21 protein-coding genes and 1 pseudogene are annotated in these 25,995 nt (G+C 70.7%); 15 read left to right on the top strand and 7 right to left on the bottom strand.

The window, feature by feature from the left end:
- Positions 1–57: 57 nt before the first annotated feature.
- The 4 genes from C6N31_RS18070 to C6N31_RS18055 all read right to left on the bottom strand — a co-directional run bounded on the left by C6N31_RS18070 (position 58) and on the right by C6N31_RS18055 (position 6,235).
- Complete coding sequence (locus C6N31_RS18070) at positions 58–2,094, bottom strand: glycoside hydrolase family 31 protein (protein WP_198357830.1); 2,037 nt, start codon at positions 2,092–2,094, stop codon at positions 58–60.
- A gap of 95 nt (positions 2,095–2,189) precedes the next feature.
- Complete coding sequence (locus C6N31_RS18065) at positions 2,190–3,200, bottom strand: LacI family DNA-binding transcriptional regulator (RefSeq protein WP_138354573.1); 1,011 nt, start codon at positions 3,198–3,200, stop codon at positions 2,190–2,192.
- A gap of 225 nt (positions 3,201–3,425) precedes the next feature.
- Positions 3,426–4,037, bottom strand: a complete 612-nt coding sequence (locus C6N31_RS18060; protein WP_138354574.1) for a hypothetical protein — start codon at positions 4,035–4,037, stop codon at positions 3,426–3,428.
- 122 nt (positions 4,038–4,159) lie between these two features.
- A complete protein-coding gene (locus C6N31_RS18055; RefSeq protein WP_232485350.1) occupies positions 4,160–6,235 on the bottom strand; it encodes an RICIN domain-containing protein in 2,076 nt (691 codons plus the stop codon).
- Between the two features lie 691 nt (positions 6,236–6,926).
- Here C6N31_RS18055 and C6N31_RS18050 point away from each other — a divergent pair.
- The 12 genes from C6N31_RS18050 (at position 6,927) to C6N31_RS17995 (ending at position 20,795) form a co-directional block, all read left to right on the top strand.
- Positions 6,927–8,429: a PucR family transcriptional regulator gene (locus C6N31_RS18050; protein ID WP_187144720.1), complete on the top strand. Its 1,503-nt coding sequence runs from the start codon at positions 6,927–6,929 to the stop codon at positions 8,427–8,429.
- Positions 8,430–8,737: 308 nt separating this feature from the next.
- A complete protein-coding gene (locus C6N31_RS45590) occupies positions 8,738–9,709 on the top strand; it encodes a 3-oxoacyl-[acyl-carrier-protein] synthase III C-terminal domain-containing protein (protein WP_164292524.1) in 972 nt (323 codons plus the stop codon).
- A gap of 112 nt (positions 9,710–9,821) precedes the next feature.
- Positions 9,822–10,736 (top strand): diiron oxygenase, encoded by a 915-nt coding sequence (locus C6N31_RS18040; RefSeq protein ID WP_138354577.1) that lies wholly within the window; start codon positions 9,822–9,824, stop codon positions 10,734–10,736.
- Positions 10,726–10,986 carry a hypothetical protein gene (locus C6N31_RS18035; protein ID WP_138354578.1) on the top strand — a complete coding sequence of 87 codons (261 nt, stop codon included), beginning with the start codon at positions 10,726–10,728 and terminating at the stop codon, positions 10,984–10,986. Before C6N31_RS18040 ends, C6N31_RS18035 begins: the two co-directional genes overlap by 11 nt.
- On the top strand, positions 10,983–11,918 hold the full coding sequence (locus C6N31_RS45925) for a class-II aminoacyl-tRNA synthetase family protein (protein ID WP_138354579.1): 936 nt from the start codon (positions 10,983–10,985) through the stop codon (positions 11,916–11,918). The genes C6N31_RS18035 and C6N31_RS45925 overlap by 4 nt, the downstream gene beginning before the upstream one ends.
- The gene (locus tag C6N31_RS18025) at positions 11,915–13,018 is read left to right on the top strand and encodes an SDR family oxidoreductase (RefSeq protein ID WP_138354580.1); all 1,104 of its coding nucleotides are present in this window, start codon (positions 11,915–11,917) and stop codon (positions 13,016–13,018) included. The genes C6N31_RS45925 and C6N31_RS18025 overlap by 4 nt, the downstream gene beginning before the upstream one ends.
- Positions 13,015–13,611, top strand: a complete 597-nt coding sequence (locus C6N31_RS45920; RefSeq protein ID WP_138354581.1) for a ferritin-like domain-containing protein — start codon at positions 13,015–13,017, stop codon at positions 13,609–13,611. The genes C6N31_RS18025 and C6N31_RS45920 overlap by 4 nt, the downstream gene beginning before the upstream one ends.
- A complete protein-coding gene (locus C6N31_RS18015; protein ID WP_198357829.1) occupies positions 13,608–14,504 on the top strand; it encodes a 4'-phosphopantetheinyl transferase superfamily protein in 897 nt (298 codons plus the stop codon). The genes C6N31_RS45920 and C6N31_RS18015 overlap by 4 nt, the downstream gene beginning before the upstream one ends.
- A gap of 103 nt (positions 14,505–14,607) precedes the next feature.
- Entirely contained in the window at positions 14,608–16,968 is a 2,361-nt protein-coding gene (locus C6N31_RS18010; protein WP_198357828.1) for an MMPL family transporter, read from the top strand.
- Between the two features lie 58 nt (positions 16,969–17,026).
- A complete protein-coding gene (locus tag C6N31_RS43905; protein ID WP_198357827.1) occupies positions 17,027–17,623 on the top strand; it encodes a methyltransferase family protein in 597 nt (198 codons plus the stop codon).
- Positions 17,624–17,625: 2 nt separating this feature from the next.
- Positions 17,626–19,347 (top strand): AMP-binding protein, encoded by a 1,722-nt coding sequence (locus C6N31_RS18000; protein ID WP_138354584.1) that lies wholly within the window; start codon positions 17,626–17,628, stop codon positions 19,345–19,347.
- Positions 19,348–19,505: 158 nt separating this feature from the next.
- The gene (locus C6N31_RS17995; protein ID WP_138354585.1) at positions 19,506–20,795 is read left to right on the top strand and encodes a YhgE/Pip domain-containing protein; all 1,290 of its coding nucleotides are present in this window, start codon (positions 19,506–19,508) and stop codon (positions 20,793–20,795) included.
- Positions 20,796–20,833: 38 nt separating this feature from the next.
- Here C6N31_RS17995 and C6N31_RS17990 read toward each other — a convergent pair whose 3' ends face one another.
- Positions 20,834–21,277 carry an Lrp/AsnC family transcriptional regulator gene (locus tag C6N31_RS17990; protein WP_138354586.1) on the bottom strand — a complete coding sequence of 148 codons (444 nt, stop codon included), beginning with the start codon at positions 21,275–21,277 and terminating at the stop codon, positions 20,834–20,836.
- Between the two features lie 77 nt (positions 21,278–21,354).
- Here C6N31_RS17990 and C6N31_RS17985 point away from each other — a divergent pair, with 77 nt between their 5' ends.
- From C6N31_RS17985 to C6N31_RS17975, 3 genes are all read left to right on the top strand, one after another.
- Positions 21,355–22,284, top strand: a complete 930-nt coding sequence (locus C6N31_RS17985) for an SMP-30/gluconolactonase/LRE family protein (RefSeq protein ID WP_138354587.1) — start codon at positions 21,355–21,357, stop codon at positions 22,282–22,284.
- Positions 22,285–22,467: 183 nt separating this feature from the next.
- The gene (locus tag C6N31_RS17980; protein ID WP_198357826.1) at positions 22,468–23,379 is read left to right on the top strand and encodes a hypothetical protein; all 912 of its coding nucleotides are present in this window, start codon (positions 22,468–22,470) and stop codon (positions 23,377–23,379) included.
- A 338-nt stretch (positions 23,380–23,717) separates the two neighbouring features.
- On the top strand, positions 23,718–24,218 hold the full coding sequence (locus C6N31_RS17975; protein WP_232485348.1) for a hypothetical protein: 501 nt from the start codon (positions 23,718–23,720) through the stop codon (positions 24,216–24,218).
- Positions 24,219–24,305: 87 nt separating this feature from the next.
- On the opposite strand, the pseudogene C6N31_RS17970 reads toward C6N31_RS17975, so the two are convergent.
- Both C6N31_RS17970 and lexA read right to left on the bottom strand, forming a co-directional pair.
- Positions 24,306–24,946: pseudogene (locus tag C6N31_RS17970) on the bottom strand (class I SAM-dependent methyltransferase); the annotation flags it as partial.
- A gap of 102 nt (positions 24,947–25,048) precedes the next feature.
- Positions 25,049–25,726 carry a transcriptional repressor LexA gene (gene lexA / locus C6N31_RS17965; protein WP_138354590.1) on the bottom strand — a complete coding sequence of 226 codons (678 nt, stop codon included), beginning with the start codon at positions 25,724–25,726 and terminating at the stop codon, positions 25,049–25,051.
- Positions 25,727–25,995: the final 269 nt, after the last annotated feature.

The raw sequence follows: 25,995 nt of genomic DNA, 5'->3' as shown, positions 1-25,995 counted from the left end.
ATCCCGCGGACGCGAGAACGCCCCCGGCCCGACCGCCGGGGGCGCTGCGCTGCGGCCCTACGGGCGAATCGGGAGCTCCGCCCCGTCCCGCAGGAAGAGCGGAATGCGTTCCAGGGGTGCGGGCACCGTCACGGACCGCCCGCCCTCGTACGCGTCGCCGGTCCAGGCATCGGTCCACCGCGCGCCGCGCGGGAGGTACACGGTGCGCTCGCGCGCACCCGCCTCCAGCACGGGGGCGACCAGCAGGTCGGGACCGAGGAGGAAGGCGTCACCGACGCCCCAGGCCGTCTCGTCCTCGGGGAATTCCAGGAACAGCGGGCGCATCGGCGGGACGCCGTCCTCGTGCGCGGTGCGCATCTGCGCCAGCAGGTACGGCTTGAGGCGCTCACGCAACCGCAGGTAGCCGGTGAGGATCCCGTACGCCTCCTCGCCGTACGACCAGACCTCGTTGGGGCCGCCGGTCATGTCGGGTCCGAGCGGCATGCCGGGGTCGCGGAAGCCGTGCAGCCGGAAGAGCGGGCTGAAGGCGCCGTACTGGAACCAGCGCACCAGCACCTCCCGGTAGGCGCCGTCGTCCGGGTCGCCGCCGTGGAAGCCGCCGATGTCAGTGTTCCACCAGGGGATGCCGGACAGCGCGACATGCAGTCCGGCCGTCACCTGGTCGCGCAGTGTGGGGAAGTCGGTGCCGATGTCGCCCGACCACAGGGCGGCGCCGTAGCGCTGGCTGCCGGCCCACGCGGAACGGTTGAGGGTCACCACCTCCTCGTCCCCGGCCGCGAGCAGGCCCTCGTGGAAGGTGCGGGAGTTCTCGCGCGGATACAGGTTGCCGACCTCCAGGCCGGGGCCCGCGTGGTAGCGGAGGTTGGCGGCGTGTCCGGGCTTGAGCTCGGGCTCGCAGGCGTCCAGCCAGAACGCCTTGATGCCGTAAGGGGTGAGGTAGTTGTCCTTGATCCGCTGCCACACGTATGCACGGGCATGCGGATTGGTGGCGTCGTAGAAGGCCACCTGGACCGGCTCCGCGACCTGTTTGTCCGGCCAGTCGGCATGCGCCATCGGACCGTACTCGGTGCCGATGAAGTGCCCGGCCTGCTCCATCGGCTGGTGGGTCTCGCTGAGCGGCGAGACGGACGGCCAGACGGAGACGGCCAGCTGCACGCCCATCTCGGCGAGTTCGCGGGTCATCGCGGCGGGGTCCGGCCACTCGGCGGGGTCGAACTTCCACTCGCCCAGGTGCGTCCAGTGGAAGAAGTCGCAGACGATCACGGCGAGCGGCAGGCCGCGCCGCCGGTACTCGCGGGCGACGCCGAGCAGTTCGTCCTGGGTGCGGTAACGCAGTTTGCACTGCCAGAAACCGGCGGCCCATTCGGGGAGCATCGGGGTGCGGCCGGTGACCGCGGTGTAGCGGCGCTGCGCGGCGGCCGGATCTCCCGCCGTGATCCAGTAGTCGGTCTGCCGTGCGCTGTCGGCGACCCAGCGGGTGCCGGTGGCGGCCAGTTCGACGCGGCCGATCGCCGGATTGTTCCACAGGAAGGTGTATCCCCGGCTGGAGGTGAGGACGGGGATCGTCACCTCGGAGTTGCGCTGCACCAGGTCGATGACGGCGCCCTTCTGGTCGAGCAGGCCGTGCTGGTGCTGGCCCAGCCCGTACAACCGCTCACCGTCGTAGGCGCGGAAGCGCTGCTCGATGCGGTGGTAGCCGTTGCCGGTCGCGGTGCGCAGCCGCGGTCCTGGCCACCAGAAGTGCGCCCGCTCCTCGGCGAGGAGTTCCTCGCCGCTGTCGGTGCGCAGGAAGCGCAGCATGCCCTCCGCGTCGACGGTCGCGGTGATCGCGCCGTTGACCAGCAGTGCGTGGCCGTCCTCGATCTTGATAGCCACGGACGGGGCGGACGGCGGCTCGTCCAGGAGGGCTCCGGGCAGATCGTCGAGCAGCGGGCCGCCGAGCCGGGCCCGTACCCTTATCGCGTCCGGGCCCCAGGCTTCGACGCGCAGTGTCTCCTGGCGTCCGGTCCACTCCAGGCCGCCCGCGCGTTCGCTGAACGTGCCGGCCGTGGGTGAGGACTGGGCGAGGGACACGGCGGGCGGAGTCTGACTCACGGTGGGGTCTCCTTCAGAGCGCGAGGGATCTCAGGGCGTGCGGCATCGCGGTCCGGCGCCGTGGGCTGCGGGACCCGGGAGGAGAGTGGAAGATCTCAGACGGCGGGTGCGGGCCCGGTGCTGCCGCGCACGGTGAGCTGCGGCGGGAGCAGCGTGAGCGGTCGCGGCTCGCGGCCCTCCAGCTTGCCCATCACCAGCTCGACGGCCCGGCGCCCCATGTCCTGGGCGGGGATGGCCACCGACGTGAGCCGTACGGAAGCCTGCTCGGCGACCTGGTCGGGACAGATCGCGATCACCGACACGTCCTCGGGGACCGCCCGGCCCTGCTGCTGGAGCAGGCTGAGCAGGGGGCCGACGGACGACTCGTTCTGCACCACGAGGGCGCTGGTGCGGGGCCGCTCCTCGAAGATGCGCGACAGGACCCCGGCGGTGGACTCGTAGCTGCCGTCGCAGGGGCGGTGGATGAGCCGCAGGTCCCGCTCACGGGCGCGCCGGCGCAACCCCTCCATCGTGCGCTCGGCGAATCCGGTGTGCCGCTGGTAGACCGCGGGAGCCTCGCCGATCACCGCGATGTCGCGGTACCCGAGGTCGGCGAGATGATCCCCGCACAGTTCTCCGGTGGCGGTGAAGTCCAGGTCGACGCAGGTCAGTCCGGAGGGATCGGCCGGCAGCCCGATCAGGACCGACGGGTGGACCGAATCCCGCAGCAGCGGGACGCGTTCGTCCTCCAGTTCGACATCCATCACGATCATGGCGTCCGCCAGCCCGCTCCCGATCACCCGTCGCACGGCGGCGGGGCCCTCCTCGCCGGTCAGCAGCAGCACGTCATGGCCGTACTGACGTGCCGTGGTGGCCACGGCGATGGCGATCTCCATCATCACCGGCACGTACATGTCCGTCCGCAGCGGCACCATGAGCGCCACGATGTGCGACCGGTTGCTGGCGAGCGCCCTGGCTCCCGCGTTGGGGTGGTAGCCGAGTTCCTGGATGCTGCGCTCGACGCGGTCGCGGGTCCCCTCCGAGATCGAGCGCTTGCCGCTGAGAACGTACGACACCGTGCTGGCGGAGACACCGGCGTGCCGGGCGACCTCGGCGAGCGTGGCCATGGAGGGTCTCCATCCGACGAGGGCGAAGGGGTTGCACAGGACAACCTATCGATTGAAGCGCTTCGACAACATTCGCGACCCTGTCCTGTGACAGCTGCCGCGTATCGACACTAGACGCGGCCCAAGCTGGTGTCCAGAGTTCAGTCGAAGCGCTTCAACGCCTCGCCTGCAACGCCTTCGCTGCAACCTGTCTGATGCCTCGTCCCGCCAGACAGGTTCCCGTTGTTACTCCTGGGGACCCGATCGGCGACGACGGGTGATCAGGAGGGCGGCGATGACCGCCGCGATGACCGCTGCGGCGATGGCCGCTGTCAGCAGGGCGGACGACGATCCGTCATCGCCGGTGCCGGCGGCCGCGGTGGGGTGGCCGGGGGCCGGGGCTGCGGAGGCGGAGACCGGCGGAGCAGGCGTGGTGGCGGACGTGCTGGGCGCCGGGCGGCCCGGAACGGCTGTGACCTTGAGGGTGGTCCTACCGGCGCCGATGGCCGGGAACGCGGACTCCGCCGCGATCTGCCAGGTGCCGGGCGGCAGCGGTACGGCGACGGTGTAGGTGCCCTGCGCCATGTCCAGCGGGGTGAGGGCCCACGGCCCGACCTGCCGGCCGTCCGCCGCCGTCGCCTGCAGCGTCGCGGCGACCTTCTCGTCCACGGGGTGGTGGTCCTCGTCCCAGGTGGCCGTGACCGTCAGGCGGCCCTCCGCATTGCCGGTGATCTCCAGGTGGATGGTGTCCCCGTGGGCGGACGCCGGGCCCGTGGGCAGCAGCGACAGCAGGGTGGTGAGGGCGATCAGCAGTGCGGCCGTGAGCGGCCGGAGCAGGCGGAGGGACGGGAGGGGCATCGGGGACCGGCTTTCGGGAGGATCGGGAGACACGGCGGGACGGGCGGCGGGAGGGCCCACAGGAGTGCCGACGGGCCCGCCCGGTGGGGCGGGCCCGTCAGTTCATGTGGTTCCGGCCGTCGTCAGGACGTGGACTGCTGGAACGTCCAGCGCTGCCAGGCCTGGTTGCCGGGCTGCTGCAGTTCCAGCAACGCCCCGCCGTAGTAGTCGCGGTTGCTCACGCCGAGGACGAGCGGGGAGCCCTTGACGCCGAGCGTGTAGCCGGTGGCGTTGGCAGTGATCTTCCACGCTTGCGACGCGGCGGTGCCGCACGGCTGCTGGGCGATCCACTGACCCGCGACCGGCTTCCCGCCGATCTGCAGGCACTTGCCGGAGACCGCGGACTTGACCCGGACGTAACCGCCGCCGACGTTCTCGAACAGCCACTGCTGGTTGGTGTAGCCGTGGCGCTGGTAGCCGATGAGCACCGCACCGTTGGCACGGGAGGCGCCGTACATGTCGGCGGCCTGTCCGGTGAAGCTGTTCAGCATCAGGTAGCGCTTGCCGGGCTCGACCGGGCCGGCCGTGGTTCCGCCGGCCGGCTGGGTACGGAACGCCGCCTGGCGACCGGGCGCGGAGACCTTGCCGTCCGCGCCGTGCACGGCTACGGCGACCTTGTACTGCGTGCCGGGCTTCAGGCTGACCACGCGCACGGTGGTGGCCTTGACGTTGCCGATGGCCTTCTGGTCCAGCAGCAGGTCGTACCCGGTGGCGCCGGAGGCCGGCTTCCAGGTGAGCACCGCGGAGTTCTGCGTCACCTGGCTCACGACGACATCAGGACCGGTCGTCGGGTTCGGGTCGGGCGTCGTGGTGGTCGGGTTCGGCGTCGGCCCGGTCGTCCTGGTGGGGGAAGGCGTCGGGCTCGGCGTCGGGTTGGGATTGGGGTTGCTGCCGCCGTTGCTGAGCAGGAACTGGTTGTTGGCGATGTTCCAGTGCGTCGTCAGATAGCTGCCCGGCTGCGGGTTGGTGTTGAAGTAGTCGTCGTGATTGCAGTCGAGCCGGTCGTCGCTGCTGCGGTTCGGGCAGTGGATCTGCATCTGCGGGTAGTACGGCGTGTCCGAGTAGCACATGATGTCCCACTCGTCCACGCAGTGGCCGCCACGGCTGGTGTGCGGGGCGCTGTTGTTGACCGCGCCGAGGTTGTGGCCGAGTTCGTGGGCGGGCGTCGAACCTCCCCAGCAGCCGGAGTCCGTCCGGCCGTAGGAGGGGCCGAAGTTGCTGGAGTTCTCCGGGCCGGGACGCTCGTCGCCCGCGAAGCTGCCGATGCCGCAGTAGACGTTGGAGTCCGCGAAGATCATGTACTTGCGGTCGCGGCGGTTCAGGCCCTGGGCCGCCAGCGCCTGGTTGGTGGCGCTGAAGTCCTGCATCGCGGAAGCCGGCACTTCGAGGTTGAGTACCGCGACGGTGCAGTCGGACTCGGTGACGTAGCGGATGTGCCGCACACCGCCGGTCTCCGTCGCGCTCGCGTTGTAGATGACGTCGGAGTCGTGCGCCCATTTCTTGAACGAGGGAAGGTACTCGGCGAACCGGTTCGCGCCGGGGCCGTGCGCGTAGACGACCTGGACGCGGTTGCCGGTCGACCCGTCGCCGTCACAGATCACGGCCGACGCCGCGTCCTGCGCCGCGGCGCTCTTGGCGGCGGTTCCCGTGGTGCCCGTCGAGGCGGGCGGCGCCGAGGCGATGGCCTTGCCGGGGTGGGCGGCGTCCAGCGTCGCGGGCACGTCCGAGAGCAACTCGGCGCCGCCCGGGGCCTTGCCGCCACCGGCCTTGGGTATGGAGGACACCACGGCCGCCTTGACGGCAGGAGGCGTGTCCTTGGTGATGTCCACGCCCTTGGGCGGTGAGTCGGGGCCGTGCGTGCACTGCTTGACGCCCTCGACCTCGAAGCCGCCGACACACGCACTGTCCTCGGGGGCGGCTTCCAGGCCCTTGTACACCATGCCCTTGCGCGGCTCGTCGGGCGGAACGTCGTCCAGCGCCTGCGGGGATGCGGAGTCCACCTGCTGGGTCGTGCCGCCGATGCCGCCCGTGGTGGCGAGTGCGGTGACGCCACCGGCGACGAGCGTGGCGGAGGCCAGCGCGATGGCGAGGAGCGTCCGTCTCTTGGCCGCCGAGCGGCGCCGGTGCTCGCCTCGATCATTGAGCTGCAACAAGTTCATCCCATCCTTGGGTCTGGACTGCGTTGCGGCGGGACACTGCCACATCGAACGCCCGTTCATCCACACGGATTTCGTTGCTATAGGAGGGGCGAAAGGTGCCGATGGGGCGCCGAATGGCCGAACTGACGCACGGTCACGGACGAGGAGTCTCTGCTGCGCCTCGGTATTGCAGTGACATTGCACTGGAGGTCTAGACCTCTGGAAACCGAATCCCGGCGACATTTCGGCGGCGGAACCTTCACAGGAACATGAGGTCGGCTTTAGGAATCCTTATGCTCCGCCGAAACCGCGACCGCGGAGTGGCGTGAGTGCGATCGGCGGAGGGAACGTCACCCCACGCGCACCGGGCGTCAGTTGAACGTAGCGCATCGCGCCGCAGGATGCGGCTGGTTCGATACCGTTCGGTAACTTGGTTGTTCCAGAGGGTGATAAACATGCTGCGAGACTGCTCGGGCGTCCGGGGGTGGGAACCGCCCGGCCGGACGCCGTACAGCCTTGTGCCCCCGTTGCGTTTCCCGACAAAGCGGTCAGCGGCCCGGTGATCCCGGCCGCCGCTGGTGGGCACGGCGGTGCAGCCCTGGTGGGCGCCGCGCCGAGCATCGCGCGACCGGGCCCGCCGGCCGGCAGTCGTCCGAGGCGCGTGCGCGAAGGCGCCGTCGCCGTCCGCTGAACGACCGGAAGGGCCATGTCGATGTCCACCAGGGGTACCGCGTCCGTGGGGAAGCAGCACTTGGGGCACAGGTCGTATCCCGGCTCGCGGGACACGGCCGCGCCGGAGGCGTCCGGCTCCCCGGAAGTCCGGATCGCGGCGGGACCGCCGGGCAGGACCCGGGACGGCCGGCTGGAGGAGTTACCGGGCCGCGCGCATCCGGCCGTCGACGCGGATTTCGCATCCGCCCGGAGCGCCGTGCAGAGCGCCGTCCACGGCGCCACCCCGGCCGGAGGTCAGGGGGAGATACTGCGGCTCCCTTCTCCGCAGGGGGACAGGAGCGGCCCCACCCCGGTGGTGCGCGGCCTCGCCGAGGGTCTGCTGCGACAGCTTCCCCACCTGGTGGAAGAGCTCATGGAACTGACCGTGGGCAGGGGAGTACGGCATCTGGAGCTCGTACCAGGGTCCGAAATACGCCGTTCCCTCCACGAGAACGTCCTCGGGTTCCTGCGGATCCTCGCGGGGAAGCCGCCCGCCGACAGCAATCCGCTGGCCGTCCCGATGGCGTGGGGACACTACCGCGCCCAGGAAGGCGTGTCGGTCGAGTCCCTGCTCCGCGTCCACCGGCTGGCCACCCAACTGCTCTGGGAGAAGCTGTTCGACGAGGCCCGGGCGCTGTCCCCGGAAGTGCTGCAGCGGCTCCTCGACGAGAGCGGCCCCGTGTGGGATGCGCTCGACAGCTACTCGCAGGCTTTCGTCGAGGGGCACCGCGTGGCGGAGGCCGACGCCCAGCGCCGCAGCAGCGCACGCCGTGAGACGGTGATCGACGCGCTGATCGAGGGCCGCGGCGTCGAGCCGGTGGTCGCGGCCGAGGCGCAGGTGACTCTCGGCCTTCCCGCGCGCGGCCGGTTCGTCGTGATCACCATGGCCGACGAGACGGCGCCGAACGGGCAACACGACGCCGACGGCTTCGGGAGCGGGACGCCGCGCGCGCTGCGTCACGCCCTGCCCTCCCATACGGTCCTGGCCGTCTGGCGCAGGCGCACCGACCGGCACATCGGACTGCTGGAACTGGGCAGCACCTCGCTGGGGCGGCTGGTCGAAGCGCTCTCGTCCGGCGTGGGCCGGCGGGTGGGAATCTCCTGCGAGGTCGACAGTCTCTCCGACATCGCCACCGCCTACCACTGCGCCGAGACCGCACTGCAGACCCTGCCCGCGGCCACCGATGGCGTCGCTGCCTTCGACGACCACCTGCTGGAAGCCCTCGTGGTGACCAGTCCGCACGTCGCCCAGCGGCTGGCCCGCCACACCTTCGGAAGGCTGCTCGACTGCCCTCAGGAGGAACGCGACCTGCTGCTCGCGACCCTGGACGCCTGGTTCCGCGGCGGCTGCTCGGCAGCCAGGGCCGCCGACGAGCTGCACTGCCATCGCAACACCGTGCTCAACCGGCTGCGCCGCATCGAGACGCTCACCGGCAGCATGCTCGACGACGACCGGCACCAACTCGCCTGCCGGATGGCACTGGTGGCCGTGCGCTGCCCCTGAGCGCCCGGACGCGATGCGCCGCTCCTGACCTTTCCGATCTGGTGAACCGCTCCTGACCTGGTGCGTTGTGCTCGGCGCACAGCCGGGTCGCGGAAATCCGCAGCAGGCGGCCATCGACTCCGGCATCGGCGCACGCGACCCTGGAGGCGGGGGAACACGCACACGTGGCCGGCTTCACCGCCGGTTCATGGCCCGGCTTCCAGATGAGCGGCCGACCCTCTCGGGCCGACGGTCCCGTCCGCAACGCGGCAGACGGCAAGGACCCCGGCACGGCCCATGGTCCCCGAGTGCCTGCTGGGAGAGATGCTGTGACCGACGTATTCGTCGACTCGTTCGTCCACGCACTGGGCGAACGCAAAGCCCATGTCAGCGAGACCGGCGCCGCGGGGCACCTGATGTCCTCGGCGCAGGACCTGGAGTCGGCCGGTTTCCGCTGGCACCACGTCTGTGAACCGACGACCGGCGCCTACGACCTGGCGAGGAACGTCACCGCGCAACTCGCCGACTCCGGCCGGCTGGGCGACGTGGACGCGATCGTCTACGCGACGTGCCTGCCCGGCAACGGCAACGCCGGAGACCCGGCCGCGTGGGAGCGCAGCCGGGACGTGAAGCACCTCATGGACTTTCCCGCCGGCCGGCTGCAGGCCGACTTCGGGCTCGGGAAGGCCGTCGTCATCGGGCTCAACCAGCAGGCGTGCACGGCGATGCTGGGCTCCCTGCGGCTGGCCGGGGCGATGCTCCGGGCCGAGGAGGACTGGGAGCGGGTGCTGTGCGTGACGGCCGACCGCTTCCCGGAGGGAGCCCGTTACGAGCAGGCCTACAACCTCATCTCCGACGGCGCCGCAGCGTGCGTCGTCAGCCGGGAACCCGCCGCGTTCCGCCTGGTGACAGCACACCAGATCACCAACGGCGGCCTCGGACAGGCGGATGACGACGAGACGGTCGGCATGTACTTCGCGTACACCCACCGGCTGGTGCGCGAGACCCTGACCCGCGCCGGGCTGTCGGCCGCGGACCTCGACTGGGTCGTCACCCAGAACACCAACGACAAGGCCTGGCAGATCCTGGCCCGGCTGCTCGGGGTGGACGCCGGGAAGGTCTTCTTCTCGTCCATGCGGGACGTGGGGCACGTCATCTCCGCCGACAACATCATCAACCTCGCGGAACTCATCGCTTCCGGCCGGCTGCGGCCCGGTCAGTACGTCGCGCTCGTCATGGCCGGATTCGGTCTGAACTGGCAGTGCGTGATCCTGCAGGCCACCGAGTCCTTCGCAGCGTGAGCCGGAGGAGCGTCCGCGGCCGCAACGCCCGCGGCCGCAGCGTCCGGGCGGATCCGCCCGGACCGCCTGCCACCGGTACGCGAACCGACACGACACGTCAGATGAGGACAGTGTGAGTAGTACAGCGAATGCTCCGAAGCCCCGGCTCGCCGAGGCCATCGCCTCGCTCGGTGACACCGTGAGCAGGCTCAGCCACCTCTCGAAGCGCTCCTACCAGAACCCCTACATCACGCTGCGGCAGTGGCCGGCGGAGGTCCGGCCCGAGGATGACTGGTTCAGCTCACCGGAGTACGTGAGCCTGTACGGCACCCCGTTGTGGGACACGCTCGACGAGCCCGCCAGGCGGCGGCTGGCCTTTCACGAGGCCGTCAACTTCTACAGCCTCAACATCCACGGCGAGAAGGGCCTGATGCAGGGCCTGGCGCAGCGGCTGTACCGCAAGGACCTGGTGGACGTCTCGGAGTATCTGCACCACTTCCTCGACGAGGAGAACAAGCACAGCATCTACTTCGGCGGCTTCTGCACCCGGTACGCGAAGGTGTACCGGAGCCGTCAGTTCGCACTGGAGGAGACCCGTTCGCAGAGCGTCGAGGACTTCCTCTTCTTCGCCAAGACCATGATCTTCGAGGAGATCGTGGACCGCTACAACTGGGTCCAGGCCCGGGACGCCCGGTTGCACCCCGTGGCGCGGTTCATCAACGACAACCATCACGTCGAGGAATCACGGCACCTGGTCTTCGGCCGTCAGCTGGTCACCGCGCTGTGGGGAGCCTGCGTCCCCTCATGGGGCGACGACACGGTGGCCGACCTGCGCCGTCAGCTGGAGCAGTTCTTCGTCGTCAGCTGGCGCGAGTACTACAACCCCGACGTCTACGCCGACGCCGGGCTCGACGATCCCTGGGAGGTCGCCGAGCGGGCCTGGTCCGCACCGGCGCAGCGTGCCCACCGGCGTGCGGTGTCGACAAAGGTGCTGTCCTTCCTCACCGAGGCGGGGATTCTCGACAAGGAGCCGGCCGATGCGTTCTGACCAGGAGATCCGGGACCTGCTCAGGTCCTGGGTCCTCACCAAGGCCCCCGAGTTGTCCGCCGACGGCCTGACGGACCGGACGCCGCTGTTCGAGGAGCGGCATCTGAGGTCCGTGCACCTGCCGGAACTCCTGCTGCTCCTGGAACGGCTGCGCGCCGCACCGATCGAAGTGGAGGACCTGCGGCCCGGGGACTTCCGTGACATCCACACGATGGTGGACCGGTTCGGCGGAGCGGGGGTGACGCCGTGAAGCGCGCGGCAGCGGGCGCGGCCGGCTCCGAACGGCTCGCCGCTCTGCACGGTATCGGCCTTTCCTGGCAGCCGTCCGGGCAGGCGGCCCTGCGCGGCCCGCTGTTGCGGCTCGCCGAGGAGTGCGACCGCGCCTTCGTGCGGCTCGCCTCCCTCTGGGACGCGGAGGAGGAGCGGCACCCCGCGTCACTGCCCGCCGAACGGCTGCAGCAGGTCGGCTACCTCCGCTCCTTCCCGCACCAGGCGACCTTCGTGGCCCGGCTGAGCCCCGAGGAGCCGAACATCGACGCCTTCCTCACCGGCCCCGTCATGGACGAGGACGGGCGGGTCGAACTGTCCGGGCTCTCACCGGTCACCGAGGTCCTGACCCCTGCGGCCTGCTATCACCTCTACAGCGGCCATCAGGGCGAAGTGCTCGACCAGGCGCTGTACCTGACGACACGTAACATCTGTTTCCGGCAGGAGACGCACTACGTGCCGCTGCGGCGGCTGAGCAGCTTCACGATGCGGGAGATCGTCTGCGTCGGCACCGCCGCCGAGACGGTCGCCTTCCTCGACCGGGCCAGGACCGCCCTCGACCTGTTCTTCGGGCTGATCGACCTGGACCTGGAGTGGCTCACGGCGACCGACCCGTTCTTCCGGCCCGAGGACAACCCGCGCCATCTGCTGCAGCGCGTCCAGCCGGTGAAGTACGAGGCCACGTACGGCGGTGACCTGGCCATCGCCTCGGTCAACCGGCACCACGACCACTTCGGGTCCGGCTTCGGCATCACCCGCGACGGCCGGGCCGGCGACAGCAGCTGCCTCGCCTTCGGCCTCGAACGCTGGCTGTTCGCCCTCACCGACCGCCACGGCCTCGACCCCGCTTCCTGGCCCGCCCTGGAGGACGCGGCGACGACGGTCCTGGCGAAGCTGCGGGGAGGGGCGGAGTGAGGGGAACCACGGTCATCACCGGCGCGGACGGCTACCTGGGCCGCCGGCTTGCCGCCGCACTGCTCGACGACGGGGACGACGACCTGATCCTGGCCGTCCGTGCCGCCTCCGCAATCGAACTCGACAGCAAGTGGGAGCGGCTGGCGGAGGAACTGGGACCGGACGCCGCAGGGCGTACCCGGTGTGTGGCGGCGGACGTCCGCCACGACAGCCTGCTGTCCGACGTCGATCCGGGTGTGGTCACCCGCATCGTCCACGGGGCAGCCGTCACCCGCTTCAACGTCGAGCGCGATATCGCCGCCGACATCAACGTGGCGGGCGCCGTTCGGCTGCGGGCCTTCGCGGGACGGTGCGAGAACCTGCAGCGGTTCGCCCTGCTGTCCACGCTGTACGCCGCAGGCAGCCATCAGGGCGACATCGCGGAGGAGCGGCTCCCGGACGCCGGCTTCGTCAACCACTACGAGTGGTCGAAGTGGGCGGCCGAGGAACAACTCCTGGGCGCGGCAGGGGAGATGCCGGTCTCCGTACTGCGGCTGCCCACGGTCATCGCCGACGACGACAGCGGGCACGTCACGCAGTACAACGTCTTCCACAACACGCTCAAGCTCTTCCACTACGGGCTGCTGTCGCTGCTGCCGGGGGACGAGAAGACCCCGCTCTCCCTCGCGACGGCCGCCTTCACCGTCTCCGCGGTCACCCGCCTGCTCGATCCCGCGGTCGCCGACGGTGTCTACCACGTCTGCCCCGACCCGGCGCGGACGCCGACCCTCGGGGAGCTCGTCGACCTCGCCTTCAGCGTCTTCGAACGAGACTCGGGATTCCGGCGGCGGGGCCTGATCCGGCCCGTCCCCTGCGACCGGGAGAGCTTCGACGACCTGCTGCACGCCGCCACCGGGCTGCGCGCCGGGCCGCTCCACCAGTCACTCGCGTCGGTCTCACCCTTCGCCGCCCAGCTCTATCTGCCGAAGACGTTCCGCAACGAAGCGCTGCGCGCGGCCTGGCCCGCGTACGCGGCCCCCGATCCGTACGCGCTGACCGAGGCCACCTGCACCCGGCTGGTCACCTCGAAGTGGGGCCGCCGGCCCGAGGAGACATCGTGACCCTTTCCGAGAACGACCTGTGGCTGCTGAGCTACTACCGCTCGTCCGAGATCAACGGTGCCCTGTTCTTCGGCCGGGTCGCCCGCACCCTGCGCGGCGGCCCGCTCCAGGCGAACGTGACCCACCACTTCGCCGACGAGGCCAACCACGCGAAGTACTGGACCCGTTGCATCGAGGACCTCGGTCACCCGGCGACGAAGTTGTCCGGCAGTTACCAGGACCAGTATCTGGAGGCCGTCGGCCTGCCCGCCAACCTCATGGAGGTCATGGCGGTCACCCAGGTCTTCGAGAAGCGGGTGATCGCCCAGTACCGCCGCCATCTGCGGGCCGGGGACACCCATCCGCGGGTCCGGCGGACCATCGAGACGATCATGGAGGACGAGCGCTGGCACGTGAAGTACGTCAGGGACGCCCTGGAGGAGATGGCGGGCCGGTACGGCCAGGAGTACATCGACTCCACCCTGGCTCGCTTCACCGCGGCCGACGAGGAGGTCTACGCGAAGACCCTCGCGGAGTACGGCGAACGCATCTCGTTCCTGGGCGGCCCCGAGCTGCCCTTCGAAGATCCGCCCTTCGCCGAGGGCACGCCGTGACCAGCCCCGCGGCGAACCCGGTCCGAGGCGGAACGACGGTGCTTGCCGTATGGACCCGGCGACCGCTGGCTCCCGCCGCGCTGACCGGGCCGGAGAGCGCGCGGTTCGCCGCACTCACCGGCCGGGTGCAGCGGGAGCAGTGGCTGATCTCCCGGCATGCCCTGCGCACCCTGCTCGGGGTACTGGGGCTGCCGGCCGACACGACCGCCTACGCCTTTCCGCACCGCCGTCTGTCGCTCTCCCACATCGGGGGAGCAGCCGTGGCCGCGGGTCTGGCGGTTCCGGCCGGGGGTGTGGTGGGGGTCGGGGTCGATCTCGAAACGGCCCGCGATGCGCGCCGGGAGACCGCGCGCTTCTTTCTCGACGAACGCGAACGCTCCTGGCTCGACACCGTTCCCGAGAGCGCCCGCGCCGCAGAACACGTACGGCTGTGGACGGTCAAGGAGGCGCTGTACAAGGCAGATCCGGCCAACCGGCACACCGTCCTTCTCGACTACACCACCGACGACCCCGCGGCCGGCTCCGGCCGTGCCCGGCGGCGTCCGCCGCACGACACCGTCTTCGGCTACACCGCCGCCCGGTTCGGTGATGCCCGGCTGTCCGTGGCCGTGGCCGCGGCCTTCCACCGTCCCCCGATCACCTCCGTAAGGACCTCAACCGTGCCCTCCGTCACCTTCGAGGACGTCGCCCACCGCATCAGCGCGACGCTTTCCGTTCCCGTCGACACCCTGACGCCCGAGACGAACCTGCGGGACCTCGCCGCCGACAGCTTCCTGCTCGTCGAGATGGCCGTCGACCTGCAGGAGGAGTTCGACGCGCTGTTCACCCAGGCCGACCTGCGGGAGGTGACCACCCTGGGGCAACTGGCGGGGCTCGTGGGCGCGCAGCCCTGACCCGGAGCAACCGCGTACTTCTCCGGCCGGCACGCAGGCGGCCCCCGCTCGCCCGCCCCACCCGCCCGAACCCTCCTGACCATCCGACCCACCGGAGTGCGCCATGTCGCAGCGTCTGAGCCAAGCCCTCCACCGGTTCCGCGGACCCCTGCTGGCCCTCTGGCTGGTGGCGCTCGTCGCCGCCGCCATCGCGGCGCTGCCGCTGGCCGACCGGCTGAGCGGCGGCGGGTGGTACGTACCCGGATCGGACTCGTCGAAGGCGGTGCAGTCGATGCGGTCGGGATTCGCCGACCGCGGCGCCAGCAACCTCACGCTGGTCGTGACGGACGAACGGAACGTCGCCGGCAGCCCGGAGTTCGACCGGCGGATGAGCCAGGTCATGCGAGAGGTCACCGCTGACAAGCGGCTGGAGACGACGGGCAGTTACGGCTGGCTCACCCTGTCCGGACACTCCCGGCAGGAGTTCGTGGGCAAGGACCGCCGGACCGCCGTCACCATGGTCGGGCTGGCGCTGGACGACGGGACGGCCCGTCGCGTCCTGCCGGATGTGCAGCAGGAGATCGACCACCGCTACGCGCCCCAAGGGCTGCGGGTGTCGATGGTCAGCGCCGGAACGTTCTGGGGCGAGATCAACAAGCTGAGCGCGGAAGGTCTGCAGAAGGCCGAGCTCATCACCTTCCCGCTGGTGCTGCTCATCCTGCTGCTGCTCTATCGCGGTGTCGTCGCGGCCGTGGTCTCGTTCGTGGTCTCGGTGACCGCGATCGTCCTGACCTTCGGGGTGATGTCCGTACTCGCCGCGCACATCGAACTGTCGATCTTCGTCCAGAACGCGGCGACCATGATCGGCCTCGGGGTCAGTGTCGACTACTCGCTCTTCATCATCTCCCGGTACGTCGACGAGCTGACCGCGGGACGCGATCGCACCACAGCGCTGGCGACAGCCCTGCGCACCAGCGGACGAACCGTCCTCTTCTCGGGGCTGATCGTCGTTCTCGCCATGTCCAGCCTCTTCCTGGTGGACCTCAACGTCATACGGTCCATCGCGCTGGGCATCGTCGTCGTGGTCGCCTTCGCCACCCTGGCGAGCGTCGTGGTCCTGCCCGTCGTCCTGCACCTGATCGGCGACCGCATCCTGTGGGGGCGGCTGCCCATGCAGCGGCGCACATCAGGGGAGAAGGGCCGGTCGACGGGGGAGCATCGCCGGACGGCGGGGGAACGGGGGCACCGCTGGGGGAGTGTGGCGCGCCAGATCATGCGCCGCCCCGTGCTGTTCCTGACGCTGGCGAGCGCCGCCCTGCTGGCACTGGCCGTCCCCTCGATGGACCTGCACACCTTCACCCCCGACGCGCGGATCGCGCCCGCCTCGTCCCCCGTCCGCCAGGGGTTCGACGCCGTGCGGGAGCAGTTCGGGCCGGGCACGGCCTCACCCCACCAGATCGTCATCACCTCGCGGACCGCGCTGTCCGCGTCACCCGACGCCGGGAGGGTCACCGCGCTCCAGGAGCAGCTTCTCCGGCTGCCCCACGTCACCGCGGTCAGCTCCCCGCTGGACGTCCTGCGCACCGTCAGTCCCCAGCGCCCGCTGGCGGGGCTGGACCCGGCGGTGTTCTCGCGGCTGCCCGGCGACGCCCGCGGCACCGTCGACCACTACGTCTCCGCCGACCGCCGGACGATCGTGCTGGAGGTTGTCGGGGACGACTACGCCTCCGCCGACCGGTCCCGCGCGCTGCTGGCTGCCGTCCGCTCGGCCGCGGCCGGGACCAATGCCCCCAGCCTGCATGCGGTGGTCGGCGGCGAGACCGCCGAAGGCGCCGACGCCAACACGGCGATCGGGGACGCCCTGCCCGAGGTCGTCGCGGTGATGCTGGCGGTCCTCTACCTGATGCTGCTGGTCACCTTCCGGTCCCTGCTGCTCCCGGTGAAGGCCATCGCGATCAACATGCTGTCGCTCGGCGCAACCTACGGTGTGCTGGTCCTGGTCTTCCAACGTGGCCTGGGCGCCGCCCTCTTCGGCTTCGACCAGTCGGACCATCTCCAGAACTTCGTCCCGATCCTGCTGCTGGCGATCCTGTTCAGTCTCAGTACCGACTACGAGGTCTTCCTGCTCCGCCGCATCCGCGAGGAGCACGACGCGGGCGCGGACAACACGACTGCCGTGGCCACCGGAATGGCCCGCACCGCGCCTCTGATCTCCGGGGCCGCACTGCTGATGGTCGCGGTGTTCGGGGCCTTCGCGCTGACCGGCATCATGCCGATCCAGCAGCTCGGCCTCGGTCTCGCACTGGCGATCGCCCTGGACGCCACCGTCATCCGGCTCATCGTCGTGCCCGCCGCCATGCGGCTGATGGGCCGGTGGAACTGGTGGCTGCCGGGCCGGCGCCCGACCCCGGCCACCGCATCCGCATCCGCATCCGCAAGAGCGCCCGAACCCGCGGACGCCTCGGAGCCGTCGGGCCGCGCGTGAACCCGATCCCTATCTGCCCTTGTGCCCCTGTGCTGTTCTTCGAAAGGACACCTAACCCGTGGACAAACCCGCCCTCTTCATCCTCCTGCTGAACTTCGCCGTCATCGGAACGCTCCCCAGAGTCTTCTTCCGGTCCGACGGCAGCTTCAACCTGAAGTGGTGGCTGACAGCGCTGCCCTTCGGCCTCAGCCCGCTGTTCGTCGCCGGGTCCACGGCTCTCGGCTGGGAACCGATCACCCCGGACTCCTGGCGCACGGGGCTGACTCTTGTGGCGGTGGCGCTGAACGCCGTCTCGATCGCCCTGATCTTCCTGACCCTGGGCACCCACCGGATCCCCGTCGCGCTGTGGCACCAGGAGAACGACGACCCGCGCCACATCGTCACCCACGGTGCCTACGGCATGATCCGGCACCCGTTCTACGCCGCGTTCCTCCTGGCGTTCCTCAGCGGGGCCGTGCTCTTCCCGCACGTGATCACTCTGGCGCTGTTCTGCTACGGGTTCGCCGCGCTCAATGCGACGGCCGCTCAGGAGGAACAACGGCTCAGCGGGTCGGAGTTCGGGCCGGAGTACCGGAGGTACGTCGCGATGACGGGGCGCTTCGTGCCTCGTCCGGGCAGGTCCGCGCCGGCGGAGACCGGCCGGGTCGGGGGCTAGCCGTGGCCGTCCTCCCGCCGCTCACCGCCTGGCTGACCGACCCTCACGCCGGGCGGGGTGTGCGCTTGGCCGACGACTCGGGCGGCTGGACCTACGTCCCCTATCCGGAGCTCGCGGCCGCCGCCCGCCGGGCCGCCGCCGGGATGCGGTCGGCCGGCGTCCGCCCCGGTGACGTCGTGTGCCTGCTGATGCCCACCGGCCTGCCCTGCCTGGCCGCGCTCTTCGGCGTCTGGGCGGTCGGCGCGACGATCTCCCCGCTGCCACCGCCCTCGTTCCAGACCGATGACGCGTACGTCGAGCACATCGTCGCCGTCCTGGAACAGGCCGCACCCGCCCTGGTGATCGCGAGCGGGGAGTTCGGTGATCTGGCCGCCCGCGCGATGACCCGGGCGGGGCTTCCCGGCCGGCCGTGGACGCCGCAGGAGATCACAGCCGAGGCCGTACCCGATGGGGTCGTACCCGAAGGGCCCGGATCCGAGGCGCACCGGCCGGTGGCTCCGCCCGCCGAGTCCATCGCCCTGCTCCAGTTCACCTCGGGCTCCACCGGCCGGCCACGCGGGGTGCGGGTCTCCTGGCGGAACCTCACGGCGAACCGTGCCCTGCAGAGCCGTCTGATCGGATGGAAGGACGGCGACGGATTCGCCTCCTGGCTGCCGCTCCACCACGACATGGGCCTGATCGGCTGCTGCCTCTTCCCGGTCGCCTCGCAGAGCGACCTGTGGCTGATGCGCCCGGACCAGTTCATCCGCGACCCGGCCCGCTGGCTGGACTGCTTCGCGCCCGGCCGGGCGGCGCACTCGGCGGCGCCGTCGTTCGCGTTCGCCTACGCGGCCCGGCGTGTCCGGCCGCGGCGGCTGGACGAACTGGACCTGTCCGGCTGGCGCAGTGTCTGCGTCGGCGCCGAGGCGGTCGACCCGGCGGCGCTCTCCGCCTTCGCCCGGTTCGCCGCACCGGCCGGGTTCTCCCCGGACGCGTATGTGCCGTCCTACGGCCTGGCCGAGAACACGCTCGCGGTGACGGGCGCCGCGGCACCGCTCGTGATCGTGCGTCCCGACTGGGCCGCGCTGCGGATGGGCCGGGAGGTGACCGTCGAAGACACCGCCCGCTTGGGTGACGGGGAGGTCGAGCCGGGCTCCGGCTGGCTGGTCGGCCACGGCTTCCCCCAGGACGGGGACGGCGTCGCCGTCCGGATCCTCGACGAGGACGGCGCCCCGGTCCCGGCAGGCCATCTCGGGGAGATCGCCGTGTCCGGCGCCTCGGTGGCGCCGGGTTATCACGCGGGACGGGAGGGCGGTCCGGATTCCACCCGCTTCCTCGAGGGTGAACTCCGCACCGCGGACGCCGGTTTCCTGCACGACGGCCAGCTCTTCGTCCTGGGCCGGATGGGCGACAGCCTGAAACTCCGCGGGCGCAGCGTCTACGTCGACGACCTCGACGCGAAGGTCGCGGCGGCCGCCGGGCTGGACCGGGACCGCGCGGCGGTGGTGGCTCTCAACGATCGCGGCCGGGCCGGGGTCGCCGTCTTCGTGGAAGCCGCCCCCGGCCCCTGGACGGAGAAGGTGACCGAGATGCTGCGGGCCGAACTCGGTCCCGAGCCCGCCCTCACCCTCGTCGCCGGCCGCCGCGGGCTGCTCAAGCGCACCACCAGCGGCAAGCTGCGCCGCCGTCATATGTGGCAACTGCTTCAGGAGGGCGGTCTCGAGGCGGTGACGACCAGGTTGTGACGATCAGGCTGTGACGGACCCCGCCTCACCCGGGCGGGGTGCTCCTCCGACGTCGTGTCACGGAACTTGATCGACGGGACGTCAGAAGCGGACCAAAGCACCCTATAAAGGGATACTCTCCCCTCGGATGGCACCAGGACTGCTACCGATGGAGAGCGATGCCAGCGAATCAGCGCACCACCGGCGCGACCGTGCGGCAGGTCGTGGGGAATCCCAAGATCTGGGCCTTCCCGGCGACCATCATCGGGCTCGTCGCCCTGCTGCTCTCCCTGGTCTACATGGGCGGCATCCTCGACCCCAGCGGCAATCTGCACCACATGCCCATCGGCCTGGTCAACGCCGACCGGGGCGCCGTGGTGGCGGGGCAGCCGATGAACCTGGGCCGGCAGGTCACCGACGGGATCGCCGAAGCGGCCAAGTCGCAGCAGCAGGCGTCGTGGCGGCAGCTCGACGCGGCGGGCGCCCGGGACGGACTCGCCTCCGGGAAGCTCTACGGCGTCCTCGAGGTGCCGGACGGCTTCACCGCGGCCGTCGGCGCGCTGGGGGCACCGACCGGGCAGCAGCCGGCCCGGCCGACGATGTCGGTGCTGACCAACCCAGGGGCAGGCAGTCTGGCCTCCTCACTGGCGAGTTCCATCTCCCAGCAGACGGCGCACGCGGCATCGGCGCAGCTCGGCGCGTCGCTCATCGAGCGGCCGCGCCCCGGGGGCGGCGCGATGACCAACGCCGAACGGCTTCTCCTGCAGGACCCCGTGACGGTCAAGGTCTCGGTCGGGCATGCCATCGGCTCGCACAGCGGGCTGGGCCTGACCGCCTTCTACTACACCCTGCTCCTGGTCCTGTCCGGGTTCCTCGGGGCGAGCGTGATCAGCAACAGTGTCGACGTCGCCCTCGGTTACGCGGCCAGCGAGCTCGGGCCGGTGCGCACCCAGCGGCCCACCGTGCCGATCACCCGGACCCGGACGTTCATCGTCACGTGTGTGATGTCGCTGGGGCTCTCCGCGCTGACGTCGAGTCTGATCATGCTGGCGACGGTGGTGATCCTGGGTATGGACGCGTCCCATCTGCCGCTGCTGTGGGTCTTCTCGTTCTGCGCGACCGCCGCGGTGGGGCTCGGAGTCCAGGCCCTGCTTGCCGCCTTCGGTGGGATCGGACAGCTGGTCAGCATGTTCGTGTTCATCGCGCTGGCCCTGCCGTCCTCGGGCGCGACCATTCCACTGCAGGCGCTCCCCAGCTTCTACCGCGTGCTGTCCGAGTTCGAACCCATGCGGCAACTCGCCGACGGTGTAAGGGCGATCATGTATTTCGGCGCCCAGGCCGACGCCGGACTCACGCGTGCGTGGATCATGATCGCGGTCGGCTCGATCGCGGCCCTGGCCTTCGGGTTCGCCATGACCGGCTACTACGACCGCAAGGGCCTGCACCGCATCGTTCCCGAACACGCCTGAGATCGTTCCCGAACATGTCTGAGGCCCTTCGGCGGCCGTCAGTTCACCAGCGGTGAGACCGGCCGCTCGAAGAAGGTCTCCAGCGAGACCGTGGCCTGGGTGCCGCTGACGCCTTCGATGGCGTAGAGCCGTCGGAGCACGTCCTGGAGGTGCACCGTGGTGGCGGTGCGCACCTTCACCAGCACCGAGGCGCTGCCCGCGATGATGTGCGCCTCCTGGATCTCGGCGATGGCGGCGAACGCCGCGCCCGACTCGCCCATCCAGGCCGACGACTCGACCATGACGAAGGCGAGCACACCCTGCCCGAGGGCCGCCGGGTCCACGTCCACCGTCGTCCGCCGGATGATGCCGCGCTCGCGCAGTTTCCGCACCCGCTCGTGCGCGGCGCCGGCCGACAGGCCGACGGCCTTGCCGAGGGCGGCATAGGCCTGCGTGGCGTCCTGCTGGAGCAGTGCGACGAGTTCACGATCAATGTCATCCACGCTTGCCACCATACCTCATTCTGCGATATTCATACGAGACAGGATGTAGTTCGGTCTCAAGCCTCAAAGGTGTGATCATGTCTTCTATCGCCCGCCCGTCGATATACGAGATTCTGGATGATCGCTTCCGCACCGGACGCTGTGCGAACGGCGACGAACGGCTCGAGAAGCTGTACGAGGACTGCCGTTGGGCCGAGGGCCCGCTCTATCTGCCCGCCTGGCGGCAGCTGATCTGGAGCGACATCCCCAACGACCGCATGCTGCGCTGGGACGAGGCGACGGGCGCGATCAGCCTCTTCCGCTCGCCGGCCGGCCACAGCAACGGCAACACGCTCGACCGCCAGGGCCGCCTGATCAGCTGTGAGCAAGGCAACCGCCGTGTCAGCCGGACCGAGCCGGACGGGACGCTGACCGTCCTCGCGGAGCGCTTCGAGGGCAAGCGGCTGAACAGCCCGAACGACGCGACCGTGAAATCCGACGACTCGATCTGGTTCTCCGACCCCGACTTCGGCATCACCAGCGACTACGAGGGCCACCGGGCGGACAGCGAGATCGGTGCGTGCAACGTCTACCGGGTGGACCCGGTGACCGGGGAGGTCCGCCTGGTCGCCGACGGCTTCGGCGGCCCGAACGGTCTCGTCTTCTCGCTCGACGAACGGCAGCTGTACGTCTCCGACACCCGCGCGGGCCAGATCCGCGTGTTCGACGTCCGCGAGAACGGCACCCTCTCGGACGGCAAGGTCTTCGCCGAGGCGACCGACGGCATCAGCCGCTTCGACAACATCCGCTTCGACGGCGAGGGCCGTCTGTGGGCCGCGGCCATGGACGGCGGAGTGCACTGCTACGACCCGGACGGGACGCTGATCGGCAGGATCGCGGTCCCCGAGGCGGTCTCCAACATCGCCTTCGGCGGCCCCAAGAACAACCGGCTGTTCATCACCGCGACCACGACGTTGTACTCGCTGGTGATGTCGGTGACGGGCGCACCGCGGACCCGGCGCGTCTGAGCCCACCCCGCCGGGCCGGCGCGTCCGACCGTCGCGCGCCGGCCCGGACCCTCGTCGGCGACGGCAGCCGGCGTGCGCGTCCACCCGGCCCCACGAGGGCTCTGTAGAGGGCAGAATCGATCTGCGGTGTGTCGGCAGGGGTGCGGGCAGAGGCAGTTCGCGGACCGCGTCGTTCGAGGGGGCGTGCCAGCAGTGATCGTGTTCAACTCCACCGGCCAACTCACGCTGCACTACGAGGCCGAGCTGACCGCAGGCGTCCGTGAAGGGCACGCTGTGATCGCCGTGACCCCTCCGGCCGATCTCCTCTCCGCCCCCGCACCGGCCTACATCCTGCAGGTGCGCCGCTACGCCTGCCCTCTCACCTCGATGCGGCTCCGCACGTCCTCGGCGGAACATCCCCTCGAAGACGTTCAAGCCGTGGTACTGCCGGACGAACCGCGCGAGCACCGCTACCTGCTGCCCCCGTGGCCCACCGCGGGTGCGCTGGAGTACCACCTCACCTGGGCACAGGATCCGGCGGGACCGGCGGTCGGAGACGCGCCGGAGGAACGGGTGCTCTTCCTCGTCCGCCTCCTCGCCGAGGACCGCCAGGGCGACACCCAGGTCCTGGAGCACGGGCGGATCGCGGTCACCTGGACGGATCCCGCTCCCGCCGGTGCCAGCCCGCTCGCCGGTCCTGGCGACGGCCGCACCCTGCCCGCGCCGTTGCGGGAGGCCGTCGACGATCTCGTACAAGCCGATGCGGAACCGGTGCCGGGCTGCTCGCACTGCGCGATGCTCTGGGAACTGCGCCTGCTCGAACAGGCCGAACGCGTGAGAGAATTGGCCGAAGAACACCACGATGCCGCGGTCGGTGACTGGGTGGCGCGCTGGCTCCCTGATCCACAGGACGCCTTCCGTGAGTTCATCAACCCGTGCCGGTGCGTCCGCGCCCGGCTGGGTGCCCGCCCGGACCCCGCTGACCTGTGGTGGTCGGCGGACCCGGCCGCCCGGCAGCGCCTGGACGCCGAGCTGCGGGAGCGCCTCGTCGCAGCCCGCCGCCGTCACGTCATCCACTACCTCCGCACCATCAACGCCGCCCCGCCGAGCCCCTGACGGCCGGGAGTGCAGGCCGGGTCGCCGGATTCCGCCGCCGATGTCATGGACGGCGACCGGCCAACGCCGACCCATCGGCACGGCTGCCACCAGCGACTATCCCGTCGTATCCGGCCTCCCCCGCCGACCTCGCGGCACCATCCGCGCCCGCTGAAGATCGCCGCCAACAGCTGCGTGGGGCAGGGCTGGCAGAGGTACACCGGTGGCGCTGGGATAATGGGGGCTGACAGCCTCGTACTCGCGCGCTGCCTGACCGTCGACCCAGCACCGGGCCACTGATCCATCGGAGAGACCATGACGACCCCGACCCCGGTCGCCGCTACCACCACCGGCCGCTGATGGGCGCGCTGGAACCCGTCGCCCTGGTGCTCGACGGCTATATCGAAGACGCCCCCGTCCCGGCGCCCGGTGACGAGTACGGGGCGACGGCGGCGTTCCGGCTGATCCACTCGCCCACCGACCACGCGGCGGACGAGATGGTGCTCCCGTGCCTGGTGACGGATCCCGCCCTGGTCAGGACCGCCCTGGAGGATCTGGAAGAGGGCGACCTGCTGCGGGTCGAGGGCGTGCTGATGCTGCCCGGCGGGAGCCCCGACGGCGTGCTGCGGCTGCGGGTGGAAGCTCTTGAGGTGCTGTCGCCCGCCCCGATACGCGAGATCGAGCCCGACACGGTCGACCGGTATGGCCCGTACGTCATCGTCAGCGGCAGCACCCACAGCACCGGCGCCGACCCGGTCCAGATGTGGACCGACGCCGGAGCCTGGGTCGGCATCGCCCCCGGCCCCGCTGCCGTTCAGGACATGATCACCGCGTACGAGGCCCGCACCAACGGCACGTGACACGGGCCGCCTCCCGCGGGGTTTGCGCCAACGGTGGGCGGCGTCCGCAGGTCGGAGACCGAAGGCGCCGCCCTCGATCATTCGGGTCTTGGCCATGAAGGTCGCGATCGTCCGCTTCACCCCTGCATCAGCTCCTGCACCAGGCGTGCGGTGACGTCGAGTCCGGCCCGGCCCAGCAGCGCGGCGATCCGATCCGGCGGCAGCAAGTGGGAGGCGTAGGACACCGGATGGCCTCCGTACGCCCGCGTCGGCCGTAGCTCCTCGTCCTCGCCCACATGGCCGGCCACCATCAGCCGGCCGCCGGGCGCGAGTGTGCGCCGGAACTCGGCGAACACGACGGGCAGCAACGCCGGTGGCGTGTGATGGGTGGAGTAGTAGGCCAGGATGCCGCCGAGCTCGTGATCCCGGACGGGCAGCGCGGTCATCGACCCCACCGTGAACTGCAGCCTCGGGTATGCCTGCCGGGCGAGCTCGATCATCTTCGGGGAGAGGTCGAGACCGAAGGCGGGCACTCCCAGCTCCGCCAGGTGCGCCGTGACCTTGCCCGGGCCGCATCCGAGGTCCGCGACCGGCCCGAGGCCGGCCGCCCGCGCGACTTCGGCGAACGCGGTCAGCATGGCGCGGGACAACGGATCGAGCTCCGCCGGGGTCTTGACGATCTCCGCGTAGTCGGCGGCGACGGTGTCGTACGACTCCCGGACCGCGGCGAGGTAGGAGGATTCGGTCACGGGGACGACCCTAGGGGAGGGCACCGACAGCCGGAGACCGGACAGACCGCGTCCAGCTCGGCGGACGATCGACGCGGTGCGGGTGCAGGCGCAACTGCGGCACTACATACGGCGCATCACGGCCACCACGCGGCCGAGGATCGTCGCGTCGTCGCCCGCGATGGGGGAGTAGGCGTCGTTGTGGGGATGGAGCCACGCGTGCCCGGCCTCGTCGCGCTTGAACCGCTTGACGGTGGCTTCGCCGTCGATCATCGCGGCGACGATGTCGCCGCTGGCGGCCGAGCTCTGACGGCGGACGGTGACCCAGTCCCCGGTGACGATGGCCGCGTCGATCATGGAGTCGCCGACGACTTCCAGGGCGAACAGCTCCCCCTCGCCCACCAGGAGCCGGGGCAGATCGAGCACGTCCTGGATGTCCTCCTGCGCGGTGATCGGAATCCCGGCCGCGATCCTGCCGATGAGCGGCACGCGTGCGGTCGCCGTACGGCCGGCCGGCCGCGTGGTGCGGGAGTCCTCCGGGAGCACGTAGGCGCGTGGTGTGTGGGGGTCTCTGCGCAGGGCGCCTTTGCGCTCCAGCACCATCAGCTGATGGGCGACCGAAGAGGTACTCGACAGGCCCACGGCCTGGCCGATCTCCCGCATCGACGGCGGGTAGCCGGTGCTGTCGATGAAGTCGCGGATGGTGGCGACGATGTCGGCCTGCCGGGTGGTGAGTCCGTCGTAGTTGCCCGGGGCGCCCGGCGGTCGGCCGGGGCGCCCTGCTGTCTTGCGGTTGTCCATGGTCCGCGCGCCCTCCCTCGCTGGTGATCATGGTGAGAGAAGCACAGTAACCCGGACAGACCGGGTAAGGGAACGGCCTTTCGAATAACGCTGATGTGACGCGACGCCGTGCCGGCCGCCGGAAGTGCGGGCAGCCGGCTCCTCCGGGGCGACGAGCGGAGCGGCCAGGGGGGCGGAACCACCTCTGATACGTGGCTGACACAAATCCGCGCGGTGCCGGACGCAGAGCCTTGACCGGCTGGATGAGCGCGCGGGCAGGCCGCCCGGCA

Source organism: Streptomyces fildesensis (assembly GCF_016107395.1).
GTDB classification, from domain to species: Bacteria; Actinomycetota; Actinomycetes; order Streptomycetales; family Streptomycetaceae; genus Actinacidiphila; species Actinacidiphila fildesensis.
Note: the sequence above shows the minus strand (reverse complement) of the source record. Positions and strands in the feature narration are given on the sequence as shown.

What these genes read in the sequence shown, in the direction of transcription:
- C6N31_RS18065 (WP_138354573.1), bottom strand. Translation starts at nt 3,200, where the DNA reads ATGGCCACGCTCGCCGAGGTCGCCCGGCACGCCGGTGTCTCCGCCAGC.
- C6N31_RS18060 (WP_138354574.1), bottom strand. Translation starts at nt 4,037, where the DNA reads ATGCCCCTCCCGTCCCTCCGCCTGCTCCGGCCGCTCACGGCCGCACTG.
- C6N31_RS18055 (WP_232485350.1), bottom strand. Translation starts at nt 6,235, where the DNA reads ATGAACTTGTTGCAGCTCAATGATCGAGGCGAGCACCGGCGCCGCTCG.
- C6N31_RS18050 (WP_187144720.1), top strand. Translation starts at nt 6,927, where the DNA reads ATGTCCACCAGGGGTACCGCGTCCGTGGGGAAGCAGCACTTGGGGCAC.
- C6N31_RS18035 (WP_138354578.1), top strand. Translation starts at nt 10,726, where the DNA reads ATGCGTTCTGACCAGGAGATCCGGGACCTGCTCAGGTCCTGGGTCCTC.
- C6N31_RS18010 (WP_198357828.1), top strand. Translation starts at nt 14,608, where the DNA reads ATGTCGCAGCGTCTGAGCCAAGCCCTCCACCGGTTCCGCGGACCCCTG.
- C6N31_RS17995 (WP_138354585.1), top strand. Translation starts at nt 19,506, where the DNA reads ATGCCAGCGAATCAGCGCACCACCGGCGCGACCGTGCGGCAGGTCGTG.
- C6N31_RS17985 (WP_138354587.1), top strand. Translation starts at nt 21,355, where the DNA reads ATGTCTTCTATCGCCCGCCCGTCGATATACGAGATTCTGGATGATCGC.
- C6N31_RS17975 (WP_232485348.1), top strand. Translation starts at nt 23,718, where the DNA reads ATGGGCGCGCTGGAACCCGTCGCCCTGGTGCTCGACGGCTATATCGAA.
- lexA (WP_138354590.1), bottom strand. Translation starts at nt 25,726, where the DNA reads ATGGACAACCGCAAGACAGCAGGGCGCCCCGGCCGACCGCCGGGCGCC.